26 protein-coding genes are annotated in these 24,864 nt (G+C 70.7%); 17 read left to right on the top strand and 9 right to left on the bottom strand.

Features of this window, described 5'->3' with window-relative positions; translation table 11 throughout:
* The first annotated feature begins 130 nt into the window (after positions 1-130).
* Entirely contained in the window at positions 131-1,873 is a 1,743-nt protein-coding gene (locus FBZ33_RS26445; protein WP_141911068.1) for an ABC transporter substrate-binding protein, read from the top strand.
* Between the two features lie 122 nt (positions 1,874-1,995).
* On the opposite strand, the gene FBZ33_RS26440 is transcribed toward FBZ33_RS26445, so the two are convergent.
* Both FBZ33_RS26440 and FBZ33_RS26435 read right to left on the bottom strand, forming a co-directional pair.
* Positions 1,996-2,379, bottom strand: a complete 384-nt coding sequence (locus FBZ33_RS26440) for a PIN domain-containing protein (RefSeq protein ID WP_141911067.1) — start codon at positions 2,377-2,379, stop codon at positions 1,996-1,998.
* The gene (locus FBZ33_RS26435; RefSeq protein WP_141911066.1) at positions 2,376-2,624 is read right to left on the bottom strand and encodes a type II toxin-antitoxin system Phd/YefM family antitoxin; all 249 of its coding nucleotides are present in this window, start codon (positions 2,622-2,624) and stop codon (positions 2,376-2,378) included. Before FBZ33_RS26435 ends, FBZ33_RS26440 begins: the two co-directional genes overlap by 4 nt.
* A 292-nt stretch (positions 2,625-2,916) precedes the next feature.
* Between FBZ33_RS26435 and FBZ33_RS26425 the strand changes: the two genes are divergently transcribed.
* Complete coding sequence (locus FBZ33_RS26425) at positions 2,917-3,456, top strand: GNAT family N-acetyltransferase (RefSeq protein ID WP_141911064.1); 540 nt, start codon at positions 2,917-2,919, stop codon at positions 3,454-3,456.
* A gap of 11 nt (positions 3,457-3,467) precedes the next feature.
* Here the strand turns inward: FBZ33_RS26425 and FBZ33_RS26420 are convergent, their stop codons facing one another.
* Together FBZ33_RS26420 and FBZ33_RS26415 are read right to left on the bottom strand one after the other, a co-directional pair.
* A complete protein-coding gene (locus tag FBZ33_RS26420; protein WP_141911063.1) occupies positions 3,468-3,935 on the bottom strand; it encodes a nuclear transport factor 2 family protein in 468 nt (155 codons plus the stop codon).
* Between the two features lie 86 nt (positions 3,936-4,021).
* Positions 4,022-4,804: a helix-turn-helix domain-containing protein gene (locus FBZ33_RS26415; protein ID WP_370453047.1), complete on the bottom strand. Its 783-nt coding sequence runs from the start codon at positions 4,802-4,804 to the stop codon at positions 4,022-4,024.
* 152 nt (positions 4,805-4,956) lie between these two features.
* Between FBZ33_RS26415 and FBZ33_RS26410 the strand changes: the two genes are divergently transcribed.
* The gene (locus FBZ33_RS26410) at positions 4,957-5,121 is read left to right on the top strand and encodes a hypothetical protein (RefSeq protein WP_185755551.1); all 165 of its coding nucleotides are present in this window, start codon (positions 4,957-4,959) and stop codon (positions 5,119-5,121) included.
* Positions 5,111-6,283, top strand: a complete 1,173-nt coding sequence (locus FBZ33_RS26405) for a helix-turn-helix domain-containing protein (RefSeq protein ID WP_255509047.1) — start codon at positions 5,111-5,113, stop codon at positions 6,281-6,283. The genes FBZ33_RS26410 and FBZ33_RS26405 overlap by 11 nt, the downstream gene beginning before the upstream one ends.
* Before the next feature lie 31 nt (positions 6,284-6,314).
* On the opposite strand, the gene FBZ33_RS26400 is transcribed toward FBZ33_RS26405, so the two are convergent.
* Positions 6,315-7,217 carry an NADP-dependent oxidoreductase gene (locus tag FBZ33_RS26400; RefSeq protein ID WP_141911060.1) on the bottom strand — a complete coding sequence of 301 codons (903 nt, stop codon included), beginning with the start codon at positions 7,215-7,217 and terminating at the stop codon, positions 6,315-6,317.
* Positions 7,218-7,322: 105 nt separating this feature from the next.
* Here FBZ33_RS26400 and FBZ33_RS26395 point away from each other — a divergent pair, with 105 nt between their 5' ends.
* The 3 genes from FBZ33_RS26395 to FBZ33_RS26385 all read left to right on the top strand — a co-directional run bounded on the left by FBZ33_RS26395 (position 7,323) and on the right by FBZ33_RS26385 (position 8,613).
* On the top strand, positions 7,323-7,721 hold the full coding sequence (locus tag FBZ33_RS26395; protein WP_141911059.1) for a helix-turn-helix domain-containing protein: 399 nt from the start codon (positions 7,323-7,325) through the stop codon (positions 7,719-7,721).
* Between the two features lie 174 nt (positions 7,722-7,895).
* Entirely contained in the window at positions 7,896-8,099 is a 204-nt protein-coding gene (locus tag FBZ33_RS26390) for a DUF6188 family protein (protein ID WP_141911058.1), read from the top strand.
* Between the two features lie 139 nt (positions 8,100-8,238).
* Positions 8,239-8,613, top strand: a complete 375-nt coding sequence (locus FBZ33_RS26385) for a DUF805 domain-containing protein (protein WP_141911057.1) — start codon at positions 8,239-8,241, stop codon at positions 8,611-8,613.
* A gap of 377 nt (positions 8,614-8,990) precedes the next feature.
* Here FBZ33_RS26385 and FBZ33_RS26380 read toward each other — a convergent pair whose 3' ends face one another.
* Positions 8,991-11,135, bottom strand: coding sequence for a prolyl oligopeptidase family serine peptidase (locus tag FBZ33_RS26380; protein ID WP_141911056.1), 2,145 nt, complete (start codon positions 11,133-11,135; stop codon positions 8,991-8,993).
* An 86-nt stretch (positions 11,136-11,221) separates the two neighbouring features.
* On the opposite strand from FBZ33_RS26380, the gene mshB reads away from it, so the two are divergent.
* From mshB to FBZ33_RS26365, 3 genes are all read left to right on the top strand, one after another.
* Positions 11,222-12,148, top strand: a complete 927-nt coding sequence (gene mshB, locus FBZ33_RS26375; RefSeq protein WP_088950075.1) for an N-acetyl-1-D-myo-inositol-2-amino-2-deoxy-alpha-D-glucopyranoside deacetylase — start codon at positions 11,222-11,224, stop codon at positions 12,146-12,148.
* Positions 12,149-12,165: 17 nt separating this feature from the next.
* Complete coding sequence (locus FBZ33_RS26370; protein WP_141911055.1) at positions 12,166-12,600, top strand: hypothetical protein; 435 nt, start codon at positions 12,166-12,168, stop codon at positions 12,598-12,600.
* A gap of 82 nt (positions 12,601-12,682) precedes the next feature.
* Entirely contained in the window at positions 12,683-13,147 is a 465-nt protein-coding gene (locus FBZ33_RS26365; RefSeq protein ID WP_099848448.1) for a hypothetical protein, read from the top strand.
* 263 nt (positions 13,148-13,410) lie between these two features.
* Here FBZ33_RS26365 and FBZ33_RS26360 read toward each other — a convergent pair whose 3' ends face one another.
* A complete protein-coding gene (locus tag FBZ33_RS26360) occupies positions 13,411-14,502 on the bottom strand; it encodes an N-acetyltransferase (RefSeq protein WP_141911054.1) in 1,092 nt (363 codons plus the stop codon).
* A gap of 79 nt (positions 14,503-14,581) precedes the next feature.
* On the opposite strand from FBZ33_RS26360, the gene fdxA reads away from it, so the two are divergent.
* The 5 genes from fdxA to FBZ33_RS26335 are packed head-to-tail and all read left to right on the top strand — an operon-like array spanning position 14,582 to position 18,364.
* Entirely contained in the window at positions 14,582-14,908 is a 327-nt protein-coding gene (gene fdxA / locus FBZ33_RS26355) for a ferredoxin (protein ID WP_091422126.1), read from the top strand.
* On the top strand, positions 14,905-16,011 hold the full coding sequence (gene dapC / locus FBZ33_RS26350) for a succinyldiaminopimelate transaminase (RefSeq protein WP_141912961.1): 1,107 nt from the start codon (positions 14,905-14,907) through the stop codon (positions 16,009-16,011). Before fdxA ends, dapC begins: the two co-directional genes overlap by 4 nt.
* Positions 16,012-16,027: 16 nt before the next feature.
* Positions 16,028-17,056, top strand: a complete 1,029-nt coding sequence (locus FBZ33_RS26345) for a prephenate dehydrogenase/arogenate dehydrogenase family protein (RefSeq protein WP_141911053.1) — start codon at positions 16,028-16,030, stop codon at positions 17,054-17,056.
* 10 nt (positions 17,057-17,066) lie between these two features.
* On the top strand, positions 17,067-17,717 hold the full coding sequence (locus FBZ33_RS26340) for an SIMPL domain-containing protein (protein ID WP_141911052.1): 651 nt from the start codon (positions 17,067-17,069) through the stop codon (positions 17,715-17,717).
* The gene (locus tag FBZ33_RS26335; protein ID WP_141911051.1) at positions 17,717-18,364 is read left to right on the top strand and encodes a nucleoside/nucleotide kinase family protein; all 648 of its coding nucleotides are present in this window, start codon (positions 17,717-17,719) and stop codon (positions 18,362-18,364) included. Before FBZ33_RS26340 ends, FBZ33_RS26335 begins: the two co-directional genes overlap by 1 nt.
* Positions 18,365-18,430: 66 nt before the next feature.
* Here FBZ33_RS26335 and FBZ33_RS26330 read toward each other — a convergent pair whose 3' ends face one another.
* The gene (locus FBZ33_RS26330) at positions 18,431-18,988 is read right to left on the bottom strand and encodes a sugar O-acetyltransferase (RefSeq protein WP_141911050.1); all 558 of its coding nucleotides are present in this window, start codon (positions 18,986-18,988) and stop codon (positions 18,431-18,433) included.
* Between the two features lie 137 nt (positions 18,989-19,125).
* On the opposite strand from FBZ33_RS26330, the gene FBZ33_RS26325 reads away from it, so the two are divergent.
* A complete protein-coding gene (locus FBZ33_RS26325; RefSeq protein WP_141911049.1) occupies positions 19,126-22,485 on the top strand; it encodes a S8 family serine peptidase in 3,360 nt (1,119 codons plus the stop codon).
* 51 nt (positions 22,486-22,536) lie between these two features.
* Here the strand turns inward: FBZ33_RS26325 and dapD are convergent, their stop codons facing one another.
* Positions 22,537-23,496: a 2,3,4,5-tetrahydropyridine-2,6-dicarboxylate N-succinyltransferase gene (gene dapD, locus FBZ33_RS26320; RefSeq protein WP_141911048.1), complete on the bottom strand. Its 960-nt coding sequence runs from the start codon at positions 23,494-23,496 to the stop codon at positions 22,537-22,539.
* 78 nt (positions 23,497-23,574) lie between these two features.
* Here dapD and dapE point away from each other — a divergent pair, with 78 nt between their 5' ends.
* Positions 23,575-24,648 carry a succinyl-diaminopimelate desuccinylase gene (gene dapE / locus FBZ33_RS26315; RefSeq protein WP_141911047.1) on the top strand — a complete coding sequence of 358 codons (1,074 nt, stop codon included), beginning with the start codon at positions 23,575-23,577 and terminating at the stop codon, positions 24,646-24,648.
* The last annotated feature ends 216 nt before the right edge of the window (positions 24,649-24,864 follow it).

Below are 24,864 nucleotides of genomic sequence, written 5' to 3'. Positions count from 1 at the left end.
ATACGCACCGATGGCAAAATTTATCGACAACTGTTACACAACTCGTAGGTTTTCTTCCTTACGATCCTCGGGACGTCGGCGGTTCTCGCCCCGACGAAACCGCACGGCACATGGGTGAAGGGGGTACTTCATGAGACCACGCGTGGTGGCTGCCGCAGGCGGCGCGATCGCTCTGGTTGTGGCATTGGGTGCGTGCTCGGAGAACACGGGCGAGGGCACCACGGTGAACACTGACCGGAAGCAGACCGGGGTCATCGCGACCGACCCCAAGGACTCGCAGGGGCCGGCGGCCGAGGTGAGCGGCGCTGCGAAGGGCGGCGTCTTCAGCGTCATCCGGGAGTCGCCGATCTCCCACCTCGACCCGCAGCGGACGTACTCGTTCGCCGGTCTGATGGCGAACCCCCTCTGGTCCCGCTACCTGACCACCTGGAAGGACGACGGCAAGGGCGGCCTGGTCCTGGTGGGCGACCTGGCCGAGACGCCGGGCAAGAACGTCAACAACGACTGCAAGGTCTGGGAATTCACCGTCAAGGACGGGGTGAAGTTCGAGGACGGCCGGCCGATCACCTCCAAGGAGATCGCGTACGGCATCGCCCGCTCCTTCGACCCGGACCTCTCCGGCGGCCCGACCTACATCCAGGAGTGGCTGGCCGACACTCCGCAGTTCGACACCAAGTGGGACTTCAAGAAGAACAAGACGTCGCTGCCGCCGGGCCTGAGCACGCCGGACGCAAAGACTCTGCGCTTCGAGTTCGCCAAGCCCCGCTGTGACCTGCCGTTCGCGGTCTCGCTGCCGACCACCGCGCCGCTGCCCGCCGACAAGGACACCGGCGTCGACCTGGACAAGCAGCCGTTCTCGTCCGGCCCGTACAAGGTCGCCAAGAACCAGGTCGGCGTGCAGATCACCCTGGACCGCAACCCCAACTGGGACCCGAACACCGACCCGGTCCGCCACCAGTACCCGGACCAGTTCGTCTGGAGCTTCGGCCCGACCGCGGACGCCGCCAACAACCGGGTGATCGCCGACAACGGCGCCGACCAGAGCGCGCTCGCCTTCAACACCGTGCCCGCCTCGCTGGTCGCCAAGGTTGCCGGGGACGCGTCGCTCAAGTCGCGGACGCTCCTCTCGCCGACTCCGAGCGCCAACCAGCTCGTCATCAACAACCAGCGGGTCACCGACCTGAAGGTGCGTCAGGCGCTCAACTACGCCATCGATCGCGAAGGCATGATCAAGGCGCTCGGCGGTCAGACCGTCGCAGCGCCGCTGACCACGCTGATGCCGCCGGCCACCATCGGCTACAAGGCGTACGACGCGTACCCGGCGGGCGCAAACGGCAACCTGGACAAGGTCAAGGAGCTGCTCGGCGGCAAGACGCCGGAGCTGGTTCTCGGTGTCGCCGACAACTCGACCGAGCAGCAGCAGGGTGCCCAGCTCAAGGCGAACCTGGAGCGGGCCGGCTTCAAGATCACCGTCCGGAACATCTCGGACGACGCGAAGCTCGACGAGATCAAGAAGAAGAACAACCCCTGGGACCTGTACATCGGTAACTGGGCGGCGGACTGGCCCAGCGGGGCGTCGATCCTGCCGGTGCTCTACGACGGCCGCACCATCAAGGCCGAGGGCAACAGCAACCAGTCCTACTTCAACGACCCGGCGATCAACACCGAGATGGACCGCATCCTGGCCCTGCCCCCGGCCGACCAGGGACCGGAGTGGGCCAAGCTCGACGAGCGGATCATGAAGGAGCACGCGCCGGTGGTGCCGTTCTACGTCGACGTGGCCTACAACGTGCACGGGTCCAAGGCCGGCGGGATCTTCATCTCCAGCGTCTTCGGCTACCCGTCGTTCGTGAACGCGCACGTCAAGCCGTAACTCACACCGCAGACAGGGGTCCCCTCCCGACAACGCCGTCGGGGAGGGGACTTTCTGTTTCTGCCGGACGGGTCACTTGGTGCGGCCCTGCCGTTTCATCTGGCCAGATCGGCGGGACGCTGTCAGATTGAATGGATCGTGATGAGGTCTTCGAGACCGGCGAGGTCATCGGCATTGCGGGTGTAGATGGCGGCGTCATGAGCATGCGCGGTTGCGGCGATGAGCAGGTCCATCACCCTGGCTCGTGGCTGACGGCCGATCTCGACGACGCGGGCAGCCAGTCGCGCGTAGCTGTCGGTGATGGCATCGTCGATGGGAAGCGGATCAAATCGGCGTTGGATCGCGCTCAACCGCGCCAGACGGAGGGCTCTCGCCTCGGCGGTCTTCGCGACCAGGACACCGAACTGAAGTTCGGCGAGGCTGGCGACGCTGATGGCCAATTCACCCGGAATCGGGGTCACGTCGGTAGCGATGAGGACGCTGGTGTCGAGGATCCCGCGGCTCACCGCTCAACCCACGGATCGGTGACGGCATCGTCGAGGAGGTCCCGATCGGCTGCCCATCCTGGGTCGGTGGGTTGGTCAAACACGCCGGCGAGATCGTCCCATTCGCGCCAGGTTCGAGGACTGACCGGGCCGAGTACGGCTGCCGGTCGGCCGGCGACAGTGATCGTCACGCGTTCACCCGCTTGCGCCCTGCGCACCAGATCGCTGGCGTTCTGCCGCATCTCCCGCAACCCGACTTCATGCATACGCCCTACTGTAGCACTTGTGCTACCACTGTCGGAGGTCGTCGGCTCTCGCTCTGGCCTCGCGCCGGGGGCCGGGGGCCGCCGAGGGCCTCGCAGCTCAAGCAAGATCAGTTGTACTGCTACGCGCGCTCGACGAAGCCGAGCTGACGCGTGCCCTCACCGCGGCCGCGCTGATCGCGGAACTCACGCTGGCCGACGCGGCCTCGCGGCCCGGCTCGCCGCCACCCTCAGCGACCTGCGCGACGACGCTTATCCGGTCGTGGATCTCCAGGCCGGCTGTTAGCGTCGCGGCATGTTCGCCACCGACCGGATCCGACTGCGCCCGCCCACGCCCGACGACGCGCCGAACATGCTCCGCCTCTACGGCGATCCCGAGCTGCACCTGATCACAGACGGCGAGCCGTTCCTGCCGCGCCACGTCGGCCAGGTCCGGGCCCGACTGGAGAAGCAGGTCACCGAGCCGCCCGACGGCCAGGCCGAGGTGTCGCTGTTGGCCGAAACCACGGCCGACGGCACGTTCCTCGGTGGCGGCTCGCTGTGGGGGATCAACGCGTTCAACCAGTACGCCCACCTCGGCATCTCGCTGCTACCCGAGGCGCGTGGCCAGGGGTACGGGACCGAGGTGATCCAACTGCTCTGCCGGTACGGTTTCCGCAACCGCAACCTCCGCCGTCTGGAACTGGAGACGCTGGCCAGCAACACCGCCATGCGGCGGACCGCGGAGACCTGCGGCTTCACGCACGAAGGCACCCAGCGGGAGCGCGAGTACGATGGCGACGGCTTCAAAGACATGGTGATCTACGGTCTGCTGCGGCGCGACTGGACGCCGTAGTCGGCCGTGGATCAGGGCTGGGCTGCGCCTTCGATTGTGGTGCTTTGCCGCGGACGAAGCGCGGTCAGCAGACTGTCGAGTTGACCCCAGGCCCGCGCAGTGGAGATGTGGTCGATGTAGTCGCGCGACTCGATGATGAGCCCGTCGCGGATGCGCATCACGAAGACACACGGCACCGTGAACGCCTCGCCTGTCTCGTTGACCCGCCCCTGATAGGCGAACTCGGCGACAATCACCTCCGGGTCGGCCGTTTCATGAATCGTCACGTCTACCGGCTTACGGTTCAGCGTCCGGGCGACCGGAGGGGGCGCGGTGAAGTGCTCGTGCAGCTCAGCGCGGCTGCGCAGCGGAGGCGGGTTGAGCGGGTGGAACGGATGCGTGACATGGGTCTGTTCGGCATATAGGTCAGCCAGGCCTTCGTACGGACCGGCGCAGACACCGTTCACCAGCCGGAGGAAGGTTTCGCGTGGGCTACTCATGCCGGGCTTCCTTCGAATCGGTGGATGTCACGTGGGGCGTGCCGAGGACCGCGTCCGGGAATAGCCGGCACGCCATCGACGGCACCCTAGCGACCCCAGCCCTCATCTGACTGCCCCGAAGCGCTTTCGTCGGGCGACGTGTTGTACCGGTCGAGCGTCGCCTTGGACGTGGAAGCATCCCGGAAGGTCAGCTCCCAGGGGCCGGTGTTGACGTCCATGTCCTTGCCGAACCCGACCCACTTCCCGGCCATCCGTCGGCCGGTGGGTTCGACAAGTAGTTGGATTGCGCCGTGGTATCGGGCTCCCCGGTAGTAGCCGGCGGGATCGGTCTGCTCCACCCACGTGCCGGTGACCACGGCACCGTCCAGGGTTAGATCCATCGACAGCGACGATGCCGCCGAGCCGGGCAGGCTGCGCACAGTCAGCCGGTCACCGTGCTGGAGTACGACCACGAAGTGCTGCCCGGCGAACGAATCTCCCCGGCTGCTGGAGTGGAATTGGTATCTGCTGAGCCAGACGCCCTCGTACGACCCCTGAACAGCGAGTGGCTTTGGCGTTGGCGTGGCCAGGCTGGACATGGGTGAGGCCAGGTCGTGCCCGCCGTGTTGGTCATCGACGACCTGGCCATTGGGTATCGCGGCGAAGCCGAGCAGCGAGACCGGCAGGCCGGTGACGACCTCCAGGGCACGGGCGTACACCGGCCGCGGTGCGGCGATCCCGCCGGATTCCCAGCGTTGGACGAGTCTCTTGTTGGCGTCGTTGGGCTCACCGACGCGGCGGCCAGCCGCCTGGAGCGCGCGGGCGAAGTCGTCCTGGCTCATGCGCATCCCGGTGCGGACCGCGCGGAGGGCGGTGTTCGGGGCATTCATGTTGGCCACAATAGCGATGTGTCGTCTTAATGTCGCCCCTAATGTGCCCGGTATGCCGGAGGCTGTGCCGTCGCGCCCGGAGACAACAAGGCGTCATTGTGGACGGCACGCGACGGCCGAGCCTGCCGATGCGCCCAGCAGCGGAGGTGATGATGCCCAGTTCTGACGAAGAGCCGGTCAACCGTGGCGAGCAGATCGACGCCGCCGAACGGGAAGAAGCCAAGCGCCGGTTGCTCGCGCAGGCCGAGGCGGAGCGGATACCGGCGCAGGAGACGACTCGGGCGTTGCCGGATCGGCGGTGGCGCGATGGGCGGTGACCCGGTGCCGATCGGTCGACGCGTGGCATACCTACGGGTGCGGCGAAGGTTGTCGCAGCAGTCGTTCGCCGATCGGTTGGGCAAGTCGAAGAGCTGGGTGGACAAGGTCGAGCGTGGGGTCCGTTCCCTGGAACGGGTGTCGACCATCCGGGACATCGCGGCGGTGCTGAGGGTCGACGTCTCTGCGCTGCTCGGTCGTGATGTCCAGCCTGTTGGGGTGGCCGAGCAGCGCGGGGGCGTCGCCCGGATTCGGGCGGCGCTGTCGGCGTACGAAATGGCTTTTGGTCGCCCGACGGACCGGGAGGTGATGTCGCCCGATCGGTTGGCTCGGGAGGTGCGGCACGCGTGGATGACCTACCAGCACGCGCGGTACCCGCGTCTGGTCGAGCTGCTGCCCACGTTGGTGACCGAGGTTCATCGCGCCCACACACAGGACCCGGTGGCTGCTCGGGCAGCGGTGGTGGAGGCATATCGGGTGACGGCTGCGCTGCTGGTCAAGCTGGACGAGGGGAGCCTCGCCTGGTTGGCTGCTGATCGGGCGATGTCCGCCGCTGCCGGTGACCCGGTGCTGCTGGCCTGCGCGGCGGTGCAGTTGGGTCAGGTGCTGCGCGCGTCGGCGCGGGCAGGGCCGGTGCTGCTGGCCGCCGCTTCCCAGATTGCTCCTGGCAAACCGGAGGAATTGTCGCTGCGTGGATCGCTGCTCGTGCAGGCCGCTCTGATCGCGGCCAGGGCCGGTGACGACAGGGTGGTCGGTGAGCTGCTGGACGAGGCCGCCGAGCTGGCCGCTCAGGTGGGCGACGGCCACGACCATCACCGGACGGCGTTCGGTCCGACGGCCGTCGAGCTGGCGCGGGTCGCCGCCGCGGTGGAGGTGGGTGACGGGCCGCAGGCGGTCGCCCGACACGAGAAGGCGATCGGGTGGGAGGGGTGGCGAGGGCTGCCGGTCGAGCACCGCGCCGCGCACCTGATCGACGCGGCGCGCGCCTACCTCCAGACGGACGACCCCGCCAATGCGGCCCGGGTCCTGTTGCGTGCCGAACGCCTCGCACCCGCCGAGATCCGCGAGCGGCCAGCCGTCCGGGACGTGGTTGCCCAGGCCGCCCGCGACCCGGACGCCCCACCGACGATCACCCAGCTCGCCATCGGCCTCGGGGTGCTGTGAAAAGGGCGGTTAACCTACGGCATTGCGCCAATCACGGAACGAGCACCACGCCGCCGCGTACGCCACCTCGGGCCAGCCGGTCATGGGCGGCCGCCGCGTCGGCGAAGGGGTACACGCCAGCTACCCGGAGCGGGATGTCGCCGCTGGTGACTAGTTTGACCAGCTCGCCCAGCCGGGATCCGTCCGGTAGCACCTCCAGCGCGAAGGTCCGGATTCCCCGCACCGGCTCCGGGCGAAGTGGGGGTGACGCGGCCACGTAACCGCCGCTGTCCCGGACGAGGTCCAGCAGCGAGGAGCCGATCACCGCCAGGTCGATGACCGCGTCGAACGTCCCCGTCGGATCGTCGTCGCGCGACAGGAACGCCGCGCCCAGCGACTCGATGAAATCGCGGTCGTCGGGTCCGGCGAGTCCCGTGGCGTGCAGACCGGTCGCCCGGGCCAGCGCCAGGACGAACCCACCGACCTGCCCGGCGGCACCGGTGACGAGCACTGTCGAACCCGCGGGGAGCGCGAGCAGGTCGAGGGCCTGGGCGGCGGCGAGGCCATTGGTCGGCAGGGTCGCCGATTCGGTCGCGGGGACGCCGGCGGGCGCGGAGGTCAGCCAGGCGGCGTCGAGGAGTACGTACTCCGCGTGGGCGCCGACAGTGGTTTGCAGCCACGGCGAGAAGCCGATGACCTCGTCGTCGATCCTGAACTCCTCGACCGACGGGCCGACCGCGTCGACGCTGCCGGCAACGTCCCAGCCGGGCGTGTACGGCAGACCGGTCGGCAACGGGGCCGGGAACCGACCGGAGCGGACCATCAGATCGACCGGATGGACGACCGACGCCGCGACCCGCACCCGGACCTGCCCCGGCCCGGGCTCGGGCACCGGCACCTCGGCCACGTGCAGGACCTCCGGCCCTCCGAACTCTGCATAGCTGACTGCGCGCATCGCCGACTCCTTCGTGGGATTTCGTGATCACCACGACCGTACGAATCATCGGCACTGTCAGTAAGTAGGTACCGTGAAGTGCCTAGGGCACCCAGAGGAGGCGGCATGGCGACGACGAGTGCGGAGCAACGTCGTGAGCAGGCCAAACGCGACTACGACGCGTTCCTGGAACAGTGCCCCACCCGTGAACTGTTGAGCAGGCTCACCGACAAGTGGGTCGCGTTGGTGATCCCAGCGCTCGTCGACGGTCCGCAGCGGCACGGCGAGCTCGCCCGCCGCATCGCCGGCGTCAGCCAGAAGATGCTCACCCAGACCCTGCGCACCCTGGAACGCGACGGCCTGGTCACCCGCACTGTCACGGCCTCGGTGCCGGTCCGCGTCGACTACGCGCTCACCCCGCTCGGCCATGAGCTGTTCCCGGTCATGATCGCGATCAAGAACTGGGCGGAGACGCACATGGACCGCGTCTTCGACGCCCGGGTTGAATTCGACGCGCGCCCCTGAACGCGCGGGCAGGGCGCTGTCGCAGCTGGCGCAGGGCCCGCCAGATTGTCGCTGGCGACGGCTAGGGGCCGGGCCGTGAATGGCACCTCGACGGCCCGCCAGACGGCCCACGCCCACGTCGAATTTCTGGGCTGACCGGGCGCAGTGGCAAGTGGCTGCTGGGCTCTGGCACCATTGCTCGACCATTACCAAGCAAAGGTCACCGGCGCCGAAATCTGCAAGGGCGGTCCGCTGAACCTGACTTTCACCGGCGATGCGGTCCTCCTCGTCGAGCCGGACGACCGATACGAGGCGTTCACCGTCGCGGGCGAGCTGCCGTCGACGTCACGGCGCTTCCTTTTCGTCGCCGTACCCGGTGGTGTCCTCGCTTGCTGGTAGCGCTTGCCTCATTGGTCGGACCGATTGTGGGCGCTGCGGCCACTGCGCTTTGGCTGCTTGGCCATTGACCCCGACTCATCGACCTGCTTGGCTGCCTTCGCGATGACCTTGAGAACCCCTCGATCGACCGGAGATAGTTGTGTCCTTCATTGCCGCAGTCAAGTCCGTCTTTAGTCAGTACGTCGGCTTCACGGGCCGCGCCCGCCGGTCTGAGTACTGGTGGTTCGCCTTGTTCGCAGTCATTGTCGGCATCGTCGCGGCCATCCTGGACAGCGCGTTGGGACTGACCTTCGAGAACGGCTCCACGACCGGTTTTATCGGTCTCGTTGTCAACCTGGCGCTGCTGCTGCCGACGCTGGCGGTCGCGGTGCGACGCCTGCACGACACCGACCGGACGGGATGGTGGGTGCTGATCGGCCTGGTGCCGCTCGTGGGCGCCATCGTCCTCATCGTGTTCTTTGTGTCGGACAGCACGCACGGCGCGAACCGTTTCGGCCCTAGCCCCAAGAGCTGACCGCTGTCCGCGTTGTAACGTCCGCGGATTCAAGATCGGGCAGGTTGGTCCCCTTCCGGCAGCGCTGTCGGAAGGGGACTGCTTCCGTTCTCCGCCGCTGGGCGTAGGCCTAGATTCCCTACGCTCGGCAGCCAAGAACCGGAAGGCGTCTCCAATGGTCGTGCCTGCGCGAATGGACCTGCGAGGGCGGCGGCCTTCTCGACCAATTCTCTCCTGCTGCGACGGCCGCCGTTCGAGCTGTCGAACACGGTGGCTATTTCAGTCGAACCTCAGCCGGCGGGGAGTGCTAGGACCCCGACCGGTTCGATGAGCACGTCCGACCCGACGCCGCACCCTTCCCGATTCCTGCCTTCACGGAGCGTTGGTGATCAAGGCGTTCACAGCAGGTGGGTGCGGAGGAAGTCCAGCTCCAGAGGCAGCAGACGCTCGGCGGTGCCGTTCGCGGCCATGTGCGTGGCACCGGTCAACGGCAGCACGGCGTGCGGGCGGCCGGCGCTCAGCAGGGCCGCGGAGAGCCGCAGCGTGTGCGCCGCCACCACGTTGTCATCGGCCAGACCGTGCACCAGCAGCAACGGGCGGGCCTGGTCCGGGCCGGTGACCGGTTCGGCGGCCATCTCGACCAGCGAATGGTGCGCGTAGACGTCCGTGCCGTCCTCCGGCAACCCCAGATAACGCTCGGTGTACGCGGTGTCGTAGAGCGCCCAGTCGGTCACCGGGGCGCCCGCGATGCCGCATTTGAACAGTTCCGGGTGGCGCAGCACCGCCAACCCGGCCAGCCACCCGCCGAACGACCAGCCCCGCACCCCCACCCGATCCAGGTCCAGGTCGGGGTGCTTGCCGGCGAGTGCGGTCAGCGCGTCGATCTGGTCGGTCAGGATCACGTCGGCCACCCGACGGTGGATCGCCTTCTCGAACGACGGGGCCACTCCCGGCGTACCCCGGTTGTCGATGGTGACCACCGCGAACCCGGCGTCGGCCCACCACTGCCGCTCCAACCACGCGGCCCGCGCCGCCACGACCTCCTGGTGCCCTGGGCCGCCGTAGATGTCCAGCAGCACCGGCAGCCGCCGGCCCGTCACGTGGTTGTCCGGGTAGAGGACCGCCGCCGGCAGCCGCCGGTCGGTCACCCGTTCCAGCAACGGCAGCGGAGAGTACGGGGGAGTCGCGGCGAACGACCGCAGCTCAGCGATCTCCTGACCGCCGCGACGCACCGTCCAGCGCACCCCGGCATGGTCCAGCGACGCGACACCGATCGCCAGCACGTCCCCGCTCACGGCGGCCGTGTACCAGCCCGAGTCGGTGGTGAGCCGACGCGCGTCCACCCCACCGCCGATGGTGGTGCGGACCCGGAACAGGTGCCGCTCGCTCGGCTCGCCGTCGCTCGCCTCCACCAGCAGGTCCGCCGGGCCGCTGGCCGCAGCCAGCCGACCCACCACCCGCCGTACGTACAGCGACGGCGGGGTGAGCAGGGTGCCGTCGGCGAACAGGCACCGTGCGTCGTACCCGTCGTGTGCCAACTCCCCGCCAACCAGCACCCGGCCGTCCGGCAGGTGCGCCGGGGTGCCGGCGATCGGCTCCACCCAGCGCGGGTCGGCCAGCTCCGCGTGCACCTGCGTCTCGCCGGTGCGCGGGTCCACCGCCAGGACCAGCCCGTGCTGCTGCGAGCGGCGCAGCACCGTGATCAACGGGCTGCCCTCGGCCCAGCTGACGGCGGTCAGGTACGGGTAAGTCTCCCGGTCCCAGTGCACGTCGACCCAGCCGTCGTCCAGGTCCAGCAGGTGCAGGCTGACCTCGGCGTTCGGCCCACCAGCCCGGGGGTACGCGACGGCGGTCGGCGGACTGGCCGGCTGGGCCGGGTCGTGCAGGTGCCAGCGTTCCAGGCGGGACTCGTCGACCCGGGCGGCGAGCACCATGCGCCCGTCCGGCGCCCACCAGTAGCCCCGGTACCGGCCGAACTCCTCCGCCGCGATGTGCTCGGCCAGGCCCCAGCTCACCCCGGCGTCCTCACCGGCCAGCAGGGTGTCGGTGCCGTCGGCCTCGATCACCCGCAGCTCACCCCGGCGGACACCCTCGGCCGCGTCGGTCACGTACGCCAGCCGTTGCCCGGTCGGGTCCGGACGGGGGTCGAGCACCGGGCCGACGGTGGCCACCTCGACCACGTCGCCGTGCACCAGATCGGCCCGGAACAGCCGCCCCGCCAGCGCGAAGACAGCGACCCGACCGGGGGCGTCCAACGCGTACGAGCCGATGCCCGCGGCGCTCAGCCGCAGCCGCTCCCGTAGCGCGCGCTCACCGGGGGAGAGTGACCGGACGTCCCCGCCCTCGCCGAGCAGCGTTGCCGGGTCGGCGACCAGGCGCTCCTCGGCGGTGGCCACGTCCAGCAGCCAGAGCGCGTCCGCTGGGTCCTCCGGCCCCGCGGAGCGCAGAAAGATCACTCGGGAGCCGTCGTCAGCCACGGAGACAGCGCGTGGCGCGCCGTGGCTGAACCGGCGTGTGCGGGCGGCCAGCTCCGGAAAGTCCACAGACCAAATCGTAGAGCCGGACCGGAGGTGATGTGGCCGACCTGGGCGGACGCGTCCACGTCGGCCGGAGCAGAACGCCGGTTAGAGTGACCGTCGTGACGATGCTGCCCGACCGCCGCCTGCTGCTGGTCCACGCGCACCCCGACGACGAGTCGATCGGCACCGGCTCGACGATGGCCCACTACGTCGCGAACGGCGCGCACGTCACGCTGGTGACCTGCACCCTCGGCGAGGAGGGCGAGATCCACGTGCCCGCGCTGGCCCAGCTCGCCGCCGCCGAGGCCGACCAGCTCGGCGGGTACCGGATCGCCGAGCTGGCCGCCGCGTGCGCCGCGCTCGGCGTCAGCGACCACCGCTTCCTCGGCGGCGCCGGCCGCTACCGCGACTCCGGGATGATGGGGCTCGCGACCAATGACCACCCCCGCGCCTTCTGGCAGGCCGACCTCGACGAGGCCGCCGGGCATCTTGTGGAGATCATGCGAGAGGTACGCCCGCAGGTGCTGGTCACGTACGACCCGAACGGCTTCTACGGCCACCCCGACCACATCCAGGCGCACCGGGTGGCGATGCGTGCCGTCGAGCTGGCCGCCGCCGAGGGCTGCGCCCCGCTCAAGGTCTACTGGACGGCCATGCCGCTCAGCGTGCTGGAGGCCGGCATGGCTCACTTCGCCGAGTCCGCCGACAACCCGTTCGGCGGCATCGAGGACATCGCCGACCTGCCCTTCGGCACCCCGGACGCCCAGATCGCCGCCCGCATCGACGGCACCGACCAGCACCTGGCCAAGGAAACCGCGATGCGGGCGCACGCCACCCAGATCCCGGCCAACTCGTGGCTCTACTCGATCGCCGGCAACTTCGGCGGCGAGTTCATGGGCGTGGAGTTCTTCACCCTCGCCGTCGGCGAGAAGGGCCCGGGCGCCGGGCCGTACGGCTGGGAGGACGACCTCTTCGCCGGGCTGCCCGAGGAGACCGCCCCGGACCGGTCTCCGGTCGCGGCGGCTGGTCTCCGGTGACAGTGCCCGCCGCGTCGATGACGGTCGTGGACGATCAGGACACCCCGCCTCCGGCGGGGCCGCCGCCGCGACTGCTGGACCTGGGCCTGCGGCTGGTCGGCGCGATCGTCGTGGTGATCGCCGGAGTGGTGACCGGGGTGCTGGAGCTGCTGCTCGCCACGGTCCGCGTCGGTGGGCAGCTGATCGGCGTGTCGGCCGTTCTCGCGGTCGGCGCCAACATCGTGCTGAGCTGGTTCGCGTACGAGGCGGTGGGCCGCAGGTGGGCTGTCGCACTGCCGGCGGTGCCGTGGTTCGCGTTGATGGCGGTGGGCGCCATCCGGACCACCGAAGGCGACCTCCTGCTGTCCGGCGACAACTGGGTCGGCCTGGCGATGATCGTCGCCGGTGCCATGACCTTCGCGGTGATGGGCTTCCGGCAGATCCTCGCCCCGCCACACACGCTCGGCGGCTGATGACGCCACCCAGGTAGGGGTGGTAAATATTCCTGCCAGAGATGCGGGCCCCGCGACGGGGCGTACGGCAGGAGGTCCTGCGATGGACAGACGGTGGCGTGACGTCGGGGTGCTCGTTGCAGCACTGTTCGCGGTCAACGTGGTCGCCCGACTGATCATCCGGTTCGGTTTCGAGGGTGACGACACCGCAGCCGACCGGGTGTCACTGGCGATGTTCGCGGTGATCGGGCTGATCCTGGCCGTGGTCGCCTTCCGCTGGGCTCGTCGTCGGCCACTGGCGGGCTGGGGAGCCGACATGGCCCTCGTCGTACTGGTCGCGATGCTGTTGACCGTGCTGGTCGGGCCCCTGCTGGTCGGTCACAACCCGTTCGCGGGCGGTGCGGCGACGTTCTTCGCCCAGATCTGGCTCTACCTGCTCGCTGCGGGCGCCGGGGTGCTGGTCGGTTACCTGCTGCTCACCGCACTCGGACGTGACTACCGCTCGCAACAGCTCAAGCGGTACGCCGAGGTCAAGGCCGCGAAGCCCCGCCGCGTCGTACGCCGCTGACCCTGCCGCCACGCGCCGCCTGACAGCCGGTCGATCAGTCAGGCGTACGGCCGGGCAGGTGTCCGCCTGCCAGGCCGGTCCGGTGTGCGCGCCTTGATCGACTCGGGTTCCGTGAAATCGCGGTGTCCGGGGCCGTGATCGACTCGCGTTTCGTGAAGTCGCGGTGTCCGGGGCGTGTGGATGCCGCGACTTCCTGAAAGCCGAGTGGATCAGCAAGGCCGAGTCGATGGGCGAGTCTGTCGAGCCGCCAGGGGTGGTTGGGCTCAGTGCGGGGCGACCCGGGTCAGGTAGGTGTGGTGAGTGACGAAGCCGAGCCGCTGGTAGAGCGCGACCGCCGCGGTGTTGTGCTGCTCGACCTGGAGGAACGCGCGCGTCGCACCGGCGGACACGCCCCAGGCGGCCAGCTCGTCGATCACCTGGCGGGCCAACCCCTGCCGGCGGGCCTCCGGTGACACCTCGATCAGGCTGAGGCCCAACCAGCGCCCCTGGCCGGTCACCGTGGCCCGGCCGACCGCCACCAGCGTGCCGTCGACGTGCCCGTGGGCGAAGCGGACCTGGTCCACGGCGGTGAGCACGTGCCGGGCGGCGTCCGGCAGGCCGCCCTTGCGGCCGGCGGCCACGGCCAGCCACCCCTCGCTCGGCGCGGTGGCCAGCTCAACGACCACACTTTCCCACCGGCCGGCCTGCCCGCCAGCGGCGCCGGCCTGCCCACCAGCGGCGCCAGCCTGGCCACCAGCCGCGCCGGCCTGCCCGCCAGCGGCGCTGGCCTGTCCGCCGGCCAGGTCGACGCGCCCGGCAGCGGGTGGGGTGTCGACGGACGACGGCGCAGGCAGGGGGAGTGGCGCGGTCTGCACCAGTGTCGGCGGGCGGGCGGTCCAGCCACGGGCGTCCAGCTCGGTGCCCACCGGTGCGGCGAGTGGGAGCGGCGTGTTGATCATCGCGGGTTGGCCCTGCTCTGCGTACCAGCGCTCGACCTCGTCCACGGCGGCGGCCAACGGGCGGTCCGGGTCGCCGATCGGCAGCGCGGAGTTGGCTCGTCCGGTCCAGCCGTCCGCCGAGCGGAGCAGCCAGTCACCGATGCGGCCCCGCGTCGGTGCCGGCCAGGCCTCGTCGGCGGCGCGTTCCAGCGCCACCACTGCTGCCGCGGTCGGCCGACGGGTCGGTGGCACCCGCTTGGCGCGGTGGACCTGTGTCACCGGGACTCGCAGCGGGCCGTGCGCCGTGGCCAGCGTGAGATGAGTCTCGCTCAGCTCCACCAGCTCGCCGAGAGCATCGGAGAATAGCGGCCGACCTTCGCGAATCCCCACAATCCGGCGAACCACGATCCGGTGTCCCACATCCTGCTGTCGGAGCACGATCGACCCCCTCCCCGGCGAGATACTAGGCTCTTACCGTCGCGGGAGATCGCGACGTGTCTTGCGGAGGAGAAGACCGGTGACCTACATCATCGCCGAGCCGTGCGTGGATGTGCTCGACAAGGCATGCATCGAGGAGTGCCCGGTCGACTGCATTTACGAGGGCAATCGGATGCTCTACATCCACCCCGACGAGTGCGTCGACTGTGGTGCCTGTGAGCCCGTCTGCCCCGTGGAGGCGATCTTCTACGAGGACGACGTCCCGGAGCAGTGGAAGGACTACACCGGCGCCAACTACGAGTTCTTCGAGGAGCTGGGCTCGCCCGGTGGTGCCTCGAAGATCGGCAAGGTGGAGAAGGACGCCACCTTCGTCGCCGCGCAGCCGCCGCGCGGCGAGGGCCACTGAACCGGCACGCGCCGGTCTCGTCGCGGCTGCCCGAGTTCACCTGGGACACCCTGGACGCCGCGGCCACCCTGGCCGCGGCGCATCCGGAGGGCCTGATCAACCTCTCCATGGGTACGCCGGTCGACCCGGTGCCCGAGGTGATCCGGCGGGCGTTGGCTGACGCGTCCGACGCTCCCGGTTACCCGCTGACCGCCGGCACGCCGGCACTGCGGGCCGCCATCGCGGCGTGGGTGTCCCGAGCCTGTGGCGCCGGCGTCGACGGTCTCGGCGTGCTGCCGACCATCGGCTCGAAGGAGCTGGTCGCCTGGCTGCCCACCCTGCTCGGCATCGGCCCGGGTGACGTGGTGGTGGTGCCGTCGATCGCGTACCCCACCTACGAGGACGGGGCCCGGCTGGCCGGTGCCACCGTTGTTCGTACCGACTCGCTCACCTCGGTCGGGCCGACCTCGCGGGTCCGGTTGGTCTGGGTCAACTCGCCCGGCAACCCGACCGGCCGGGTGCTGCCCGCGGCGCACCTCAAGAAGGTGGTCGACTGGGCGCGGGAACGCGGCGCGGTGGTCGCCAGCGACGAGTGCTACCTGCCGCTGGGCTGGTCGGCCGAGCCTGTCTCGGTGCTGTCCCCGCAGGTCAGCGGCGGCAGTTACGCCGGGGTGCTCGCTGTGCACTCGCTGTCCAAGCGTTCCAACCTGGCCGGCTACCGGGCCGGTTTCGTCGCCGGTGACCCGGCGCTCGTCGCGGAGCTGCTGAAGGTCCGCAAGCACGCCGGCATGATCGTGCCCGCACCCGTGCAGGCGGCGATGGTGGCGGCACTGGAGGACGAGCGACACGCCGACGAGCAGCGGGAGCGCTACCGCGCCCGGCGAGAGGTGCTCGCGGCCGCGTTCACCGGTGCCGGGTTCACCGTCGAGCATTCCGAGGCGGGTCTCTACCTCTGGCTCAGCCGAGGTGAGGACTGCTGGGACACGGTCGACTGGCTGGCTCGGCGGGGCATCCTGGTCGCCGCCGGCATCTTCTACGGCCCCACCGCCGGGCAGCACGTCCGCGTTGCGCTGACCGAGTCCGACGAGCATGTCGCGGCGGTCGCCGGCCGGCTGCGGGCCTGACCCCGGGCGGCCGGCGATGACCGACGGCACGACCGGGCGGTACGCCGGGGTGCGGGCGGCGGTGATCGGTACTGGCCTGATCGGCGGCTCGGCGCTGTTACGCCTGGCCGAGGCCGGCCTGGACGTCGTCGGATGGGATCCCGACCCGACTACCCGGGAGCGGGCCCAGGACCGGGGAGTGGTCGCCCCGGCCACCATCGAGCAGGCCGTGGCCGGGCGGGACGTGGTGTTCCTCTGCGGCCCGTTGCCCACTCTTGCGGGCACCCTGGCCCTGGTGGCCGAGCTGACCGCGCCCGGCTGTGTGCTCACCGACGTCGGCAGCACCAAGGTCGCGGTGGCCGCGGCGGCCGACCGACTCGGGCTCACCGACCGGTTCGTCCCCGGGCATCCGATGGCCGGTGCGGAGTCCGCCGGTCTGACCGCCGCCTCGCCGACCCTGCTGGCGGGTGCCGCCTGGGTGCTCTGCCCGGCGCCGGGCACCGCGACCGACGCCTTCCGCTGGCTGACCGGGCTGCTGGTGGAGCTGTTCGAGGCCCGGGTCGTGCCGATGTCCGCGTCGGCGCACGACTCGGCGGCCGCGCTCGCCTCGCACGTGCCGCACCTGCTGGCCGGCGCGCTGGCCGGGGCGACGCAGCGGGCGCCGCTGCGCGACGCGGTGCTCACGCTGGCGGCGGGCAGTTTCTCCGACGGCACGCGGGTCGCCGGCACACCGGCGGAGCGGACCGCGAACATGCTGCTCGGCAACCGCGACCGGGTCCTGCACGAGTTGGACGAGGTCCGCGCCTTCCTGGACGGGCTGGCCGCTGCCCTGCGGGCCGACGACGCGCCAGCGCTCATCGCCCGGTACGCGGAGGCGAGAGCGGCCCGGTCGGCGCTGTCGGGTCGGCGGTTGGCCGGTCAGACCCGGGAGTTCGCTGTCGACGGCGACCACGACGTCGAGGTGACCTGGCTGCGCGGGTTGGGCGACGTCGGCGGGCACCTGACCGGGTGTCAGGTCGGCTCCGGGACGGTTTCCTACACCGCGTGGCTTCCCGTGGCTGACTAGGCTGACAGGCATGGCGATGGACGGCCCGGTGGTGCAGGTGCGCGGGGAGGTGACCCGGGAGGTGCCGCCCGAGCTCGCCCGGTTCGCGGTCACGGTGACGGCCCGTGGTCGGGACCGGGAGGCGACGTTGACGCAGCTCGCCGAGCGGGCCGCCGCCGTCCGGGTGCTGTTGGACGGTTCCGAGCCGGCGGTGGCCCGGCGGGAGACCGGGGACCTGTGGGTCCGGCCGCAGACCAAGCGCTCCGGCGAGCGTGTGGTGGGATGGCTTGGCAGCGTCACCACGACGGTCACGGTCACCGACTTCACCGCCCTCGGTGAGCTGATGCTCCGGCTGGCCGACCAGGACCAGGTCTCGGTGAGCGGTCCCTGGTGGGAGCTTCGTCCGGACAGCCTCGTGCACCGCGAGGCGCGACACGCCGCGATCCGCGACGCTCTGCTGCGGGCCCGGGAGTACGCGGAGGCGCTCGGCGCCCGGGTCACCGCTCTGATCGAGCTGTCCGACACCGGCCCGGCCGACCGGCCGATGTTCGCCCGGGCGGCGTTCGCCGGGGGTGGCGGCGCGGGTGGTGGCCCGCCGGAGCTTGAGCTGGACCCGCAGCCGCAGACCGTGCAGGCGGCGGTGCAGGCACGGTTCACCATCAGCGATCCGGTTCTCGACTGATGCCGCCGGCCGAGGTGCTGTCCGTCGACGATCTGGTGGGACGGGCGTTGGTGCTGGCCGAGGCGGGCCCACGGCAACTGCTCGGCATTGCCGGGGCACCGGGTGCCGGGAAGTCCACGCTGGCCGAGTTGATCGTGCGCGAGGTCGGGCCGACCGCCCGCCTGGTGCCGATGGACGGCTTCCACCTGGCCCAGTCGCAGCTGGACCGGCTGGGTCGCGCCGACCGCAAGGGCGCGGCGGACACCTTCGACGCCAACGGGTACGTCTCGATGCTGCGCCGGTTACACCGCCTGGAGCCGACCTCGGTCTACGCGCCGGAGTTCCGGCGTGAGCTGGAGGAACCGGTGGCCGGGGCGATCGAGGTGCCGCCGTCGGTGCGGCTGGTGGTGACCGAGGGCAACTACCTGCTCCTGCCGGACTACCCGTGGCAGGAGATCCGGCCGCTGCTGCACGAGGCGTGGTTCCTGGACCTGGACGCCGAGCTGCGCCAGCGCCGGTTGACGGCCCGGCACGAGGCGTACGGTCGATCACCGGAGCAGGCGCGGGCCTGGGCGTTGGGCAGCGACGAGTCGAACGCGGCCCTCATCATCCCCACCGCCGACCGGGCCGATCTGGTGGTCCGCCTGTCGGAGCCCCCGGCGGCCTGACCGGTCGGCGCGGCCTGAGCGTCCGGGCCGGACTCGGCTTGACCGGCCCGTCGAGGGCCGCCGCAGTCAGTCCAGTTCGCGGACTGGCCGGGCCGGGTTGCCGACCGCGACCACGTTGGCCGGTAGGTCCCGGGTGACCACCGCGCCCGCGCCGACGACGGTGTTCGCGCCGATCGTCACGCCGGCCAGCACGGTCGCACCACCGCCGAGCCACACGTTGTCGCCGATGGTGATCGGCTTGGCGGCCTCCCACTTGTCCCGTCGCGGACCGGGCTCGACCGGATGCGTCGGGGTCAGCAGTTGGACGTTCGGTCCGATCTGGACGTCGGCACCGATGGTGATCGGTGCGACGTCGAGGAAGACGCACTGGTAGTTGACGAAGCTGCGGGGCCCGATGCGGGTCTGCCAGCCGTAGTCGCAGTAGAACGGCGGGCGGATCCAGGTGTCCTCGCCCAGTTCGCCGAGGAGTTCACCCAGTGCCGCGATCCGGGCCTGTGGATCGGCCGCGGGACTGGTGTTGAAGCGTTCCATCAGTCGGGCGGCGCGGTCCAGGTCGGCGATGATCTCGGGATCGTCAGCGATGTATGGATCGCCAGCGAGCATCTTGTCCTTCATGGAGGTCACCGCCCGATCATGCCGGCCCGGTTCGTCGGCTCGTGGCGGGTCCGTCATTTTTAGGACTTCATTCTGCATACCCAGTATGCAATTCTGGGTTGTCAATGTGACTCTCATCCATCAAGACGCTTGACGAGGAGGATCCGTTGCACCAGGGAAGAAGATTGGCCGCCCTCGGCCTCGTGTTCACGCTTGCGCTCTCCGCGCCGGCTCCCGTCTCAGCCGCAGCCGCCGTGCCCGCCCCACCGGGTGGCACCGACCAACAGTCCACTCCGGGTGGACCCACCGCCAACCGCTCGGTCACCGTCACGCTGATCACCGGTGACCGGGTCACCGTCACCGCCTCGGGCGCCTCGGTCCGGCGCGGTCCCGGCCGCGAGGACGTGCAGTTCCTGGTTCGGCGCGAGCGCGGTCGACTCACTGTGACACCGACGGACGCGCTGCCGTTGCTGCGTTCGGGCCGGGTGGACCGGCGACTCTTCGACGTCACCGGCCTGGTCGAGGCGGGTTACGACGACGCCCACCGCAAGACCCTGCCGCTGCTGGTGGCGTACGGCTCGACGGGCGCCGCCCGGCGTGCCACGGCCGCTCTTCCCGGCACGAGGGTGACCCGCGACCTGCCGGTGATCGGCGGCGCCGCCCTGAGCAGCGACAAGTCTTCCCTCGACGCGGTCTGGGAGACGGTCACCACCGGTCCCGCTGAGGCCCGGCTCGACGCGGCGGGGGGCGTCGAGCGGATCTGGCTGGACGGCCATCGGCGGGTGACCCTCGACCACAGCGTGCCGCAGATCGGCGCGCCCGCGGCCTGGGCGGCCGGTTTCACCGGCGCGGGAGTGTCCGTCGCGGTGCTGGACACCGGCGTCGACGCGACCCACCCGGACCTGGCCGGCAAGGTGGCCGAGGCGCGCAACTTCACCGAGGTCGCCGACGCCCGGGACACGGTCGGCCACGGCACCCACGTGGCCTCGACCATCGCGGGCACCGGCGCCGCCTCCGGCGGCAAGTACCGGGGTGTGGCGCCGGACGCGACGCTGCTGGACGGCAAGGTCTGTGAGGACGCGGGCTGCACCGACTCGGCGATCCTCGCCGGCATGCAGTGGGCCGCAGTGGAGAAGAAGGCCGCAGTGGTCAACATGAGCCTCAGCGGCTGGGACACCCCGGAGGTCGACCCGGTCGAGGAGGCCGTGCAGACCCTGACCGCGCAGACCGGCACGCTGTTCGTCCTCGCCGCCGGCAACGACGGCTCGGACGGTTCGGTCGGCTCACCGGCCAGCGCCGACGCCGGGCTCGCTGTGGGTGCTGTGGACCGCGACGACGAGTTGGCCGACTTCTCCAGCCGAGGGCCGCGAGTCGGCGACGACGCGTTGAAGCCGGACATCACGGCGCCGGGCGTCGACATCGTCGCCGCGCGGTCCGCCAACGGCGTCATCGGCGACCCGGTGGGGGACCGCTACGTCACCCTCTCCGGCACCTCGATGGCCACCCCGCACGTGGCCGGGTCGGCCGCGCTGCTGGCCCAGCAGCACCCGGGATGGCGGGCCGACCGGCTCAAGGCCACCCTGATGGCGGCAGCCAAGCCACACCCGGACCAGACCGCGTACCAGCAGGGTGCCGGGCGGGTCGACGTCGCACACGCGATCACCCAACAGATCACCAGCGACCCGGTGAGCGTCTCGTTCGGGCGTACGCTCTGGCCGCACGGTGACGACACCCCGATCACCCGCACGGTGACCTGGCGCAACGACGGTCCGGCCCCGGTCACCGTGGACCTGAGCATCGAGGGCGCCGGCCCCGGCGGCCGCGCGCTACCGGCCGGCCTGTTCGTCCTGGGCGCCAACCAACTCACCGTGCCGGCGGGCGGCACTGCCGCCACGACCGTCACCACGGACACCCGGCTCGGCGACGCCGACGGTTACTGGACCGGGCGGATCGTGGCCCGGTCCGGTGCGGCGGTCGCGGTCACCCCGCTGGCCGTGAACCGGGAGGTGGAGAGCTACACGCTCACCGTGGAGCACCTGAACCGCGCCGGCGCGCGCACCGCGGACCACTGGACCCTCCTGCTCGGGATGGACACCTATGGCTCCTGGAACCTCGTCAGTTCCGACGGGGTGGCCACCGTTCGGGTGCCCAAGGGCCACTACGGCCTGAGCGGTCTCGTCTTCGAGCCCGGACCGGACGATGAGCAGCCCGGGATGTCCCTGTTGATGCAGCCCGTGCTGACCATCGAGCGGGACACCCGCATCGTCGTGGACGCTCGCCGGGCCAAGCCGGTACGAACGACAGTGCCGGACCGGACCGCCGTCCCGCAACTGATCGACCTCAGCGGCAACTTCACCGCCGACGACGGCAGTGGGTACGGCGTCGGGCTCTGGGCGGAGACGTTCACCGGCCTGACCAGCGGTCAGATCGGCAAGCCGGTCCCCGCCGACAAGTTCGTCGCCACCGTCAGCAGCCAGTGGACCCCGGCGGAAACGGCCAACAGCCCGTACCTGTACGCGCTGGCCGAAGCGGTCCCCGGCCGGATGCCCACGGGGTTCGTCCGCGACTACACCCGACGGGACCTGGCCACCGTCGTGCACCGGTTCCGTGGTGACTACCCGGGCATGGTGGCCGAGCGGATCGTGTTCCCCGTGCTGGAGTACAACGTCGGCGGCTCCGCCCTGATCCTCCCCACCGCCGTGCCCGGCCAGCGGGTCGAGTACTACAACACCAAGGGTGTGCAGTGGGAGTCCGAGATCGACTTCGGAAAGCGGGACGAGGAAGGCTGGTTGAACGTGCAGGCGGCGCTCTTCTCCGTCCCCACCGCCTACCGGGCCGGGCGGACGGTGCAGGAGATCTGGAACCAGGCGCCGTACTCGCCGTCCTTCCCGAAACCGCGCTGGCCGGAACAGAGCGTCAGCCGGGTCGGCGACACCATCCTGGTCGGCGTGCCGATGTTCAGCGACGCGGCCGGGCACCCGGGCGCCTCGCTGACCGACAGCGAGCACACCACGCTGTGGCGCAACGGCAAGCTGGTCGGTGAGAGTGAGTACGCCGGCTCCGGAGAGTTCGCCGTGCCACCGGGCGCGGCGGACTACCGGCTCGTCACGTCGGCGAAGCGGAGCTTCACCGACCTGAGCACCGAGGTGGAGTCCAGCTGGACCTTCCGGTCGAGGCACGTCGCCGGTGAGACGCCGGCCCGACTGCCCCTGTCGGCGGTGCGCTTCGCGCCGCCGTTGCGGGTCGACAACAGCGCTCCGGCCGGGCAGGGCTTCGTCGTACCGGTCCAGGTGCAGCGGCAGCCCGGCGCTCCGACCGCCCGGGTGGAGAAGCTCACCGTCGACGTCTCCTACGACGGTGGGAAGACCTGGGGCAAGGCGAAGCTGGTCCGCACCTCGGCCGACGGCTGGTCGGCAGTGTTGCGGCATCCGGCCGGTGCCGGCTACGTGTCGCTGCGGGCCACCGCCCGGGACACCGCCGGCAACACGGTGTCCCAACGGATCATCCAGGCGTACCGGTTGCGCTGAGGCGTACCCCGTCCGGGTCCGCGGCCGAGTGCCGCGGACCCGGCGGGTCCGTCAGTCGTTGGCGTGCAGGGCGGCGTTCAGCTCGATGCCCCGGCCGGTGCGCGGCCGGGCCTCCAACGCGCCGTTCACGGAGTTGCGCCAGAACAACAGGCCGTCGACGCCGGACAACTCCCGGGCCTTGACCACCCGGCCGTCCGGCAGGGTGATCTTCGACGCGGCGGTGATGTAGCAGCCCGCCTCGACCACGCAGTCGTCGCCGAGCGAGATGCCGACACCGGCGTTCGCGCCGATCAGGCTGCGCTCGCCGATGCTCACCTTCTCGGTGCCGCCACCGGAGAGGGTGCCCATGATCGAGGCGCCGCCGCCGACGTCGGAACCGTCGCCGACCAGCACGCCCTGCACGATGCGCCCCTCCACCATCGAGGTGCCCACGGTGCCGGCGTTGAAGTTGACGAAGCCCTCGTGCATCACCGTGGTGCCGGCGGCCAGGTGCGCGCCGAGACGGACCCGGTCGGCGTCTGCGATCCGCACACCGGAGGGCACCACGTAGTCCGTCATCCGGGGGAACTTGTCCACCCCGTACACGGACAGGTGCCGGCCGGCCGCGCGCTCGATCACCCGCAGCTCGTCCACCCGCTCCGGCGGGCACGGCCCGGCGGACGTCCAGGCCACGTTGGCCAGCTTGCCGAAGATGCCGTCGAGGTTGAGCTGGTTGGGTCGCACCAGGCGGTGCGAGAGCAGGTGCAACCGGAGGTACGCGTCGGAGGCGTCCTTGATCGGGTCGTCCAGCGAGCCGATCACGGTGACCACCTGGACGGTACGCAGACCGGGCAGCGACCGGTCACCGAGCGCGGCCGGCGGCAGGTCGAGCACGTCCGCCTTGTCCTCGCCGGAGACCAGCGGCAGCTCACCCAGGCCCAGCTTGCCGGTCGGGTACCAGGTGTCGAGCACCTGCTCGTCGGCGGTGACCGTGGCCAGGCCGATGCCCCAGGCGGAATCTGCGGACGTCACTGTTACACCTCTCGGTCACGGCCGAGCTGACCTCGGCTCGCTCCTCGCGCTGACAGACCTGAAGGTACCGTGCGATTCATGGAGAACCCGCTGACCCCCGAGGTCCTCGCCGATCCGGTGCAGCTGACCCGCGCTCTGGTCGACATAGAGTCCGTGTCCCTCAACGAGAAGGCGATCGCCGACTGTGTCGAAGAGGTGCTGCGGGGCGTACCGCACCTGACCACCCACCGACACGGCAACACGGTGATGGCGCGCACCGACCTCGGTCGGTCGCAGCGTGTCGTGTTGGCCGGGCACCTCGACACGGTGCCCCTGAACAACAACTTCCCGTCGACCATGCGTGGCGACCTGATGTACGGCTGCGGCACCTCCGACATGAAGTCCGGCACCGCGTACGCGCTGCACCTGGCGGTGACGCTGCCCAACCCGCGCTACGACGTGACGTACTTCTTCTATGAGGCCGAGGAGATCGAGTCGCGGTACAACGGGCTCAACCTCGTCGCCCAGGCGTTCCCGGAGTGGCTGGAGGCGGACTTCGCGGTGCTGCTGGAGCCGACGTACGGCATCGTCGAGGCGGGCTGTCAGGGCACCATGCGCTCGGTGGTCACCACGACCGGTGTACGCGCCCACTCGGCGCGCTCCTGGCACGGGGTGAACGCCATCCACGCCGCTGGTGAGGTGCTGCGGCGGCTCCAGACGTACGAGGCGCGGCGGGTCACCATCGACGGCTGCGACTACCGCGAGGGCATGAACGCGGTGCGGATCAACGGTGGGGTCGCCGGCAACGTGGTCCCCGACCACTGTGAGGTCGAGGTCAACTACCGGTTCGCCCCGGACCGCAGCCCGGCCGAGGCGGAGGCGCACCTGCGAGAGGTGTTCGCCGGCTTCGAGGTGGTGGTGACCGACACCGCGCCGGGCGCTGCCCCCGGGCTGGAGGCGGCCCCGGCGAAGGAGTTCCTGGCGGCGGTCGGTGCCGCGCCGATCGGCAAGCTGGGCTGGACGGACGTGGCCCGGTTCGCGGCCATGGGCATCCCGGCGCTGAACTTCGGCCCCGGCGACCCGAATCTCGCCCACCACCCCGACGAGCACGTCGAGATCAGCAAGATCCGCGACGGCGCGGCAACCCTGCACCGCTGGCTGGCAGCAGCCTGACCCGGCCGCCCCGTCTCGCGCCTGCTGGCGCTCTGCCGGTGATCAAGAGGTTTGCGTCAGCCTGGCCCGTTGTCGGCGACGCAAACCTCTTGATCAGCTCCGGGTGGTGCGGGGGTTGTGGGGGAGACGGGGGTCGGATCCTGGTCGCGGGTGCGGCGGCGCTCGGCCACCACGTCTCGGATCCGTCGCTGCATCTGGCGACGGATCCGGATCATC

This window comes from Micromonospora sp. A202, assembly GCF_006715105.1.
Classification (GTDB): domain Bacteria; phylum Actinomycetota; class Actinomycetes; order Mycobacteriales; family Micromonosporaceae; genus Micromonospora; species Micromonospora zamorensis.
Note: the sequence above shows the minus strand (reverse complement) of the source record. Positions and strands in the feature narration are given on the sequence as shown.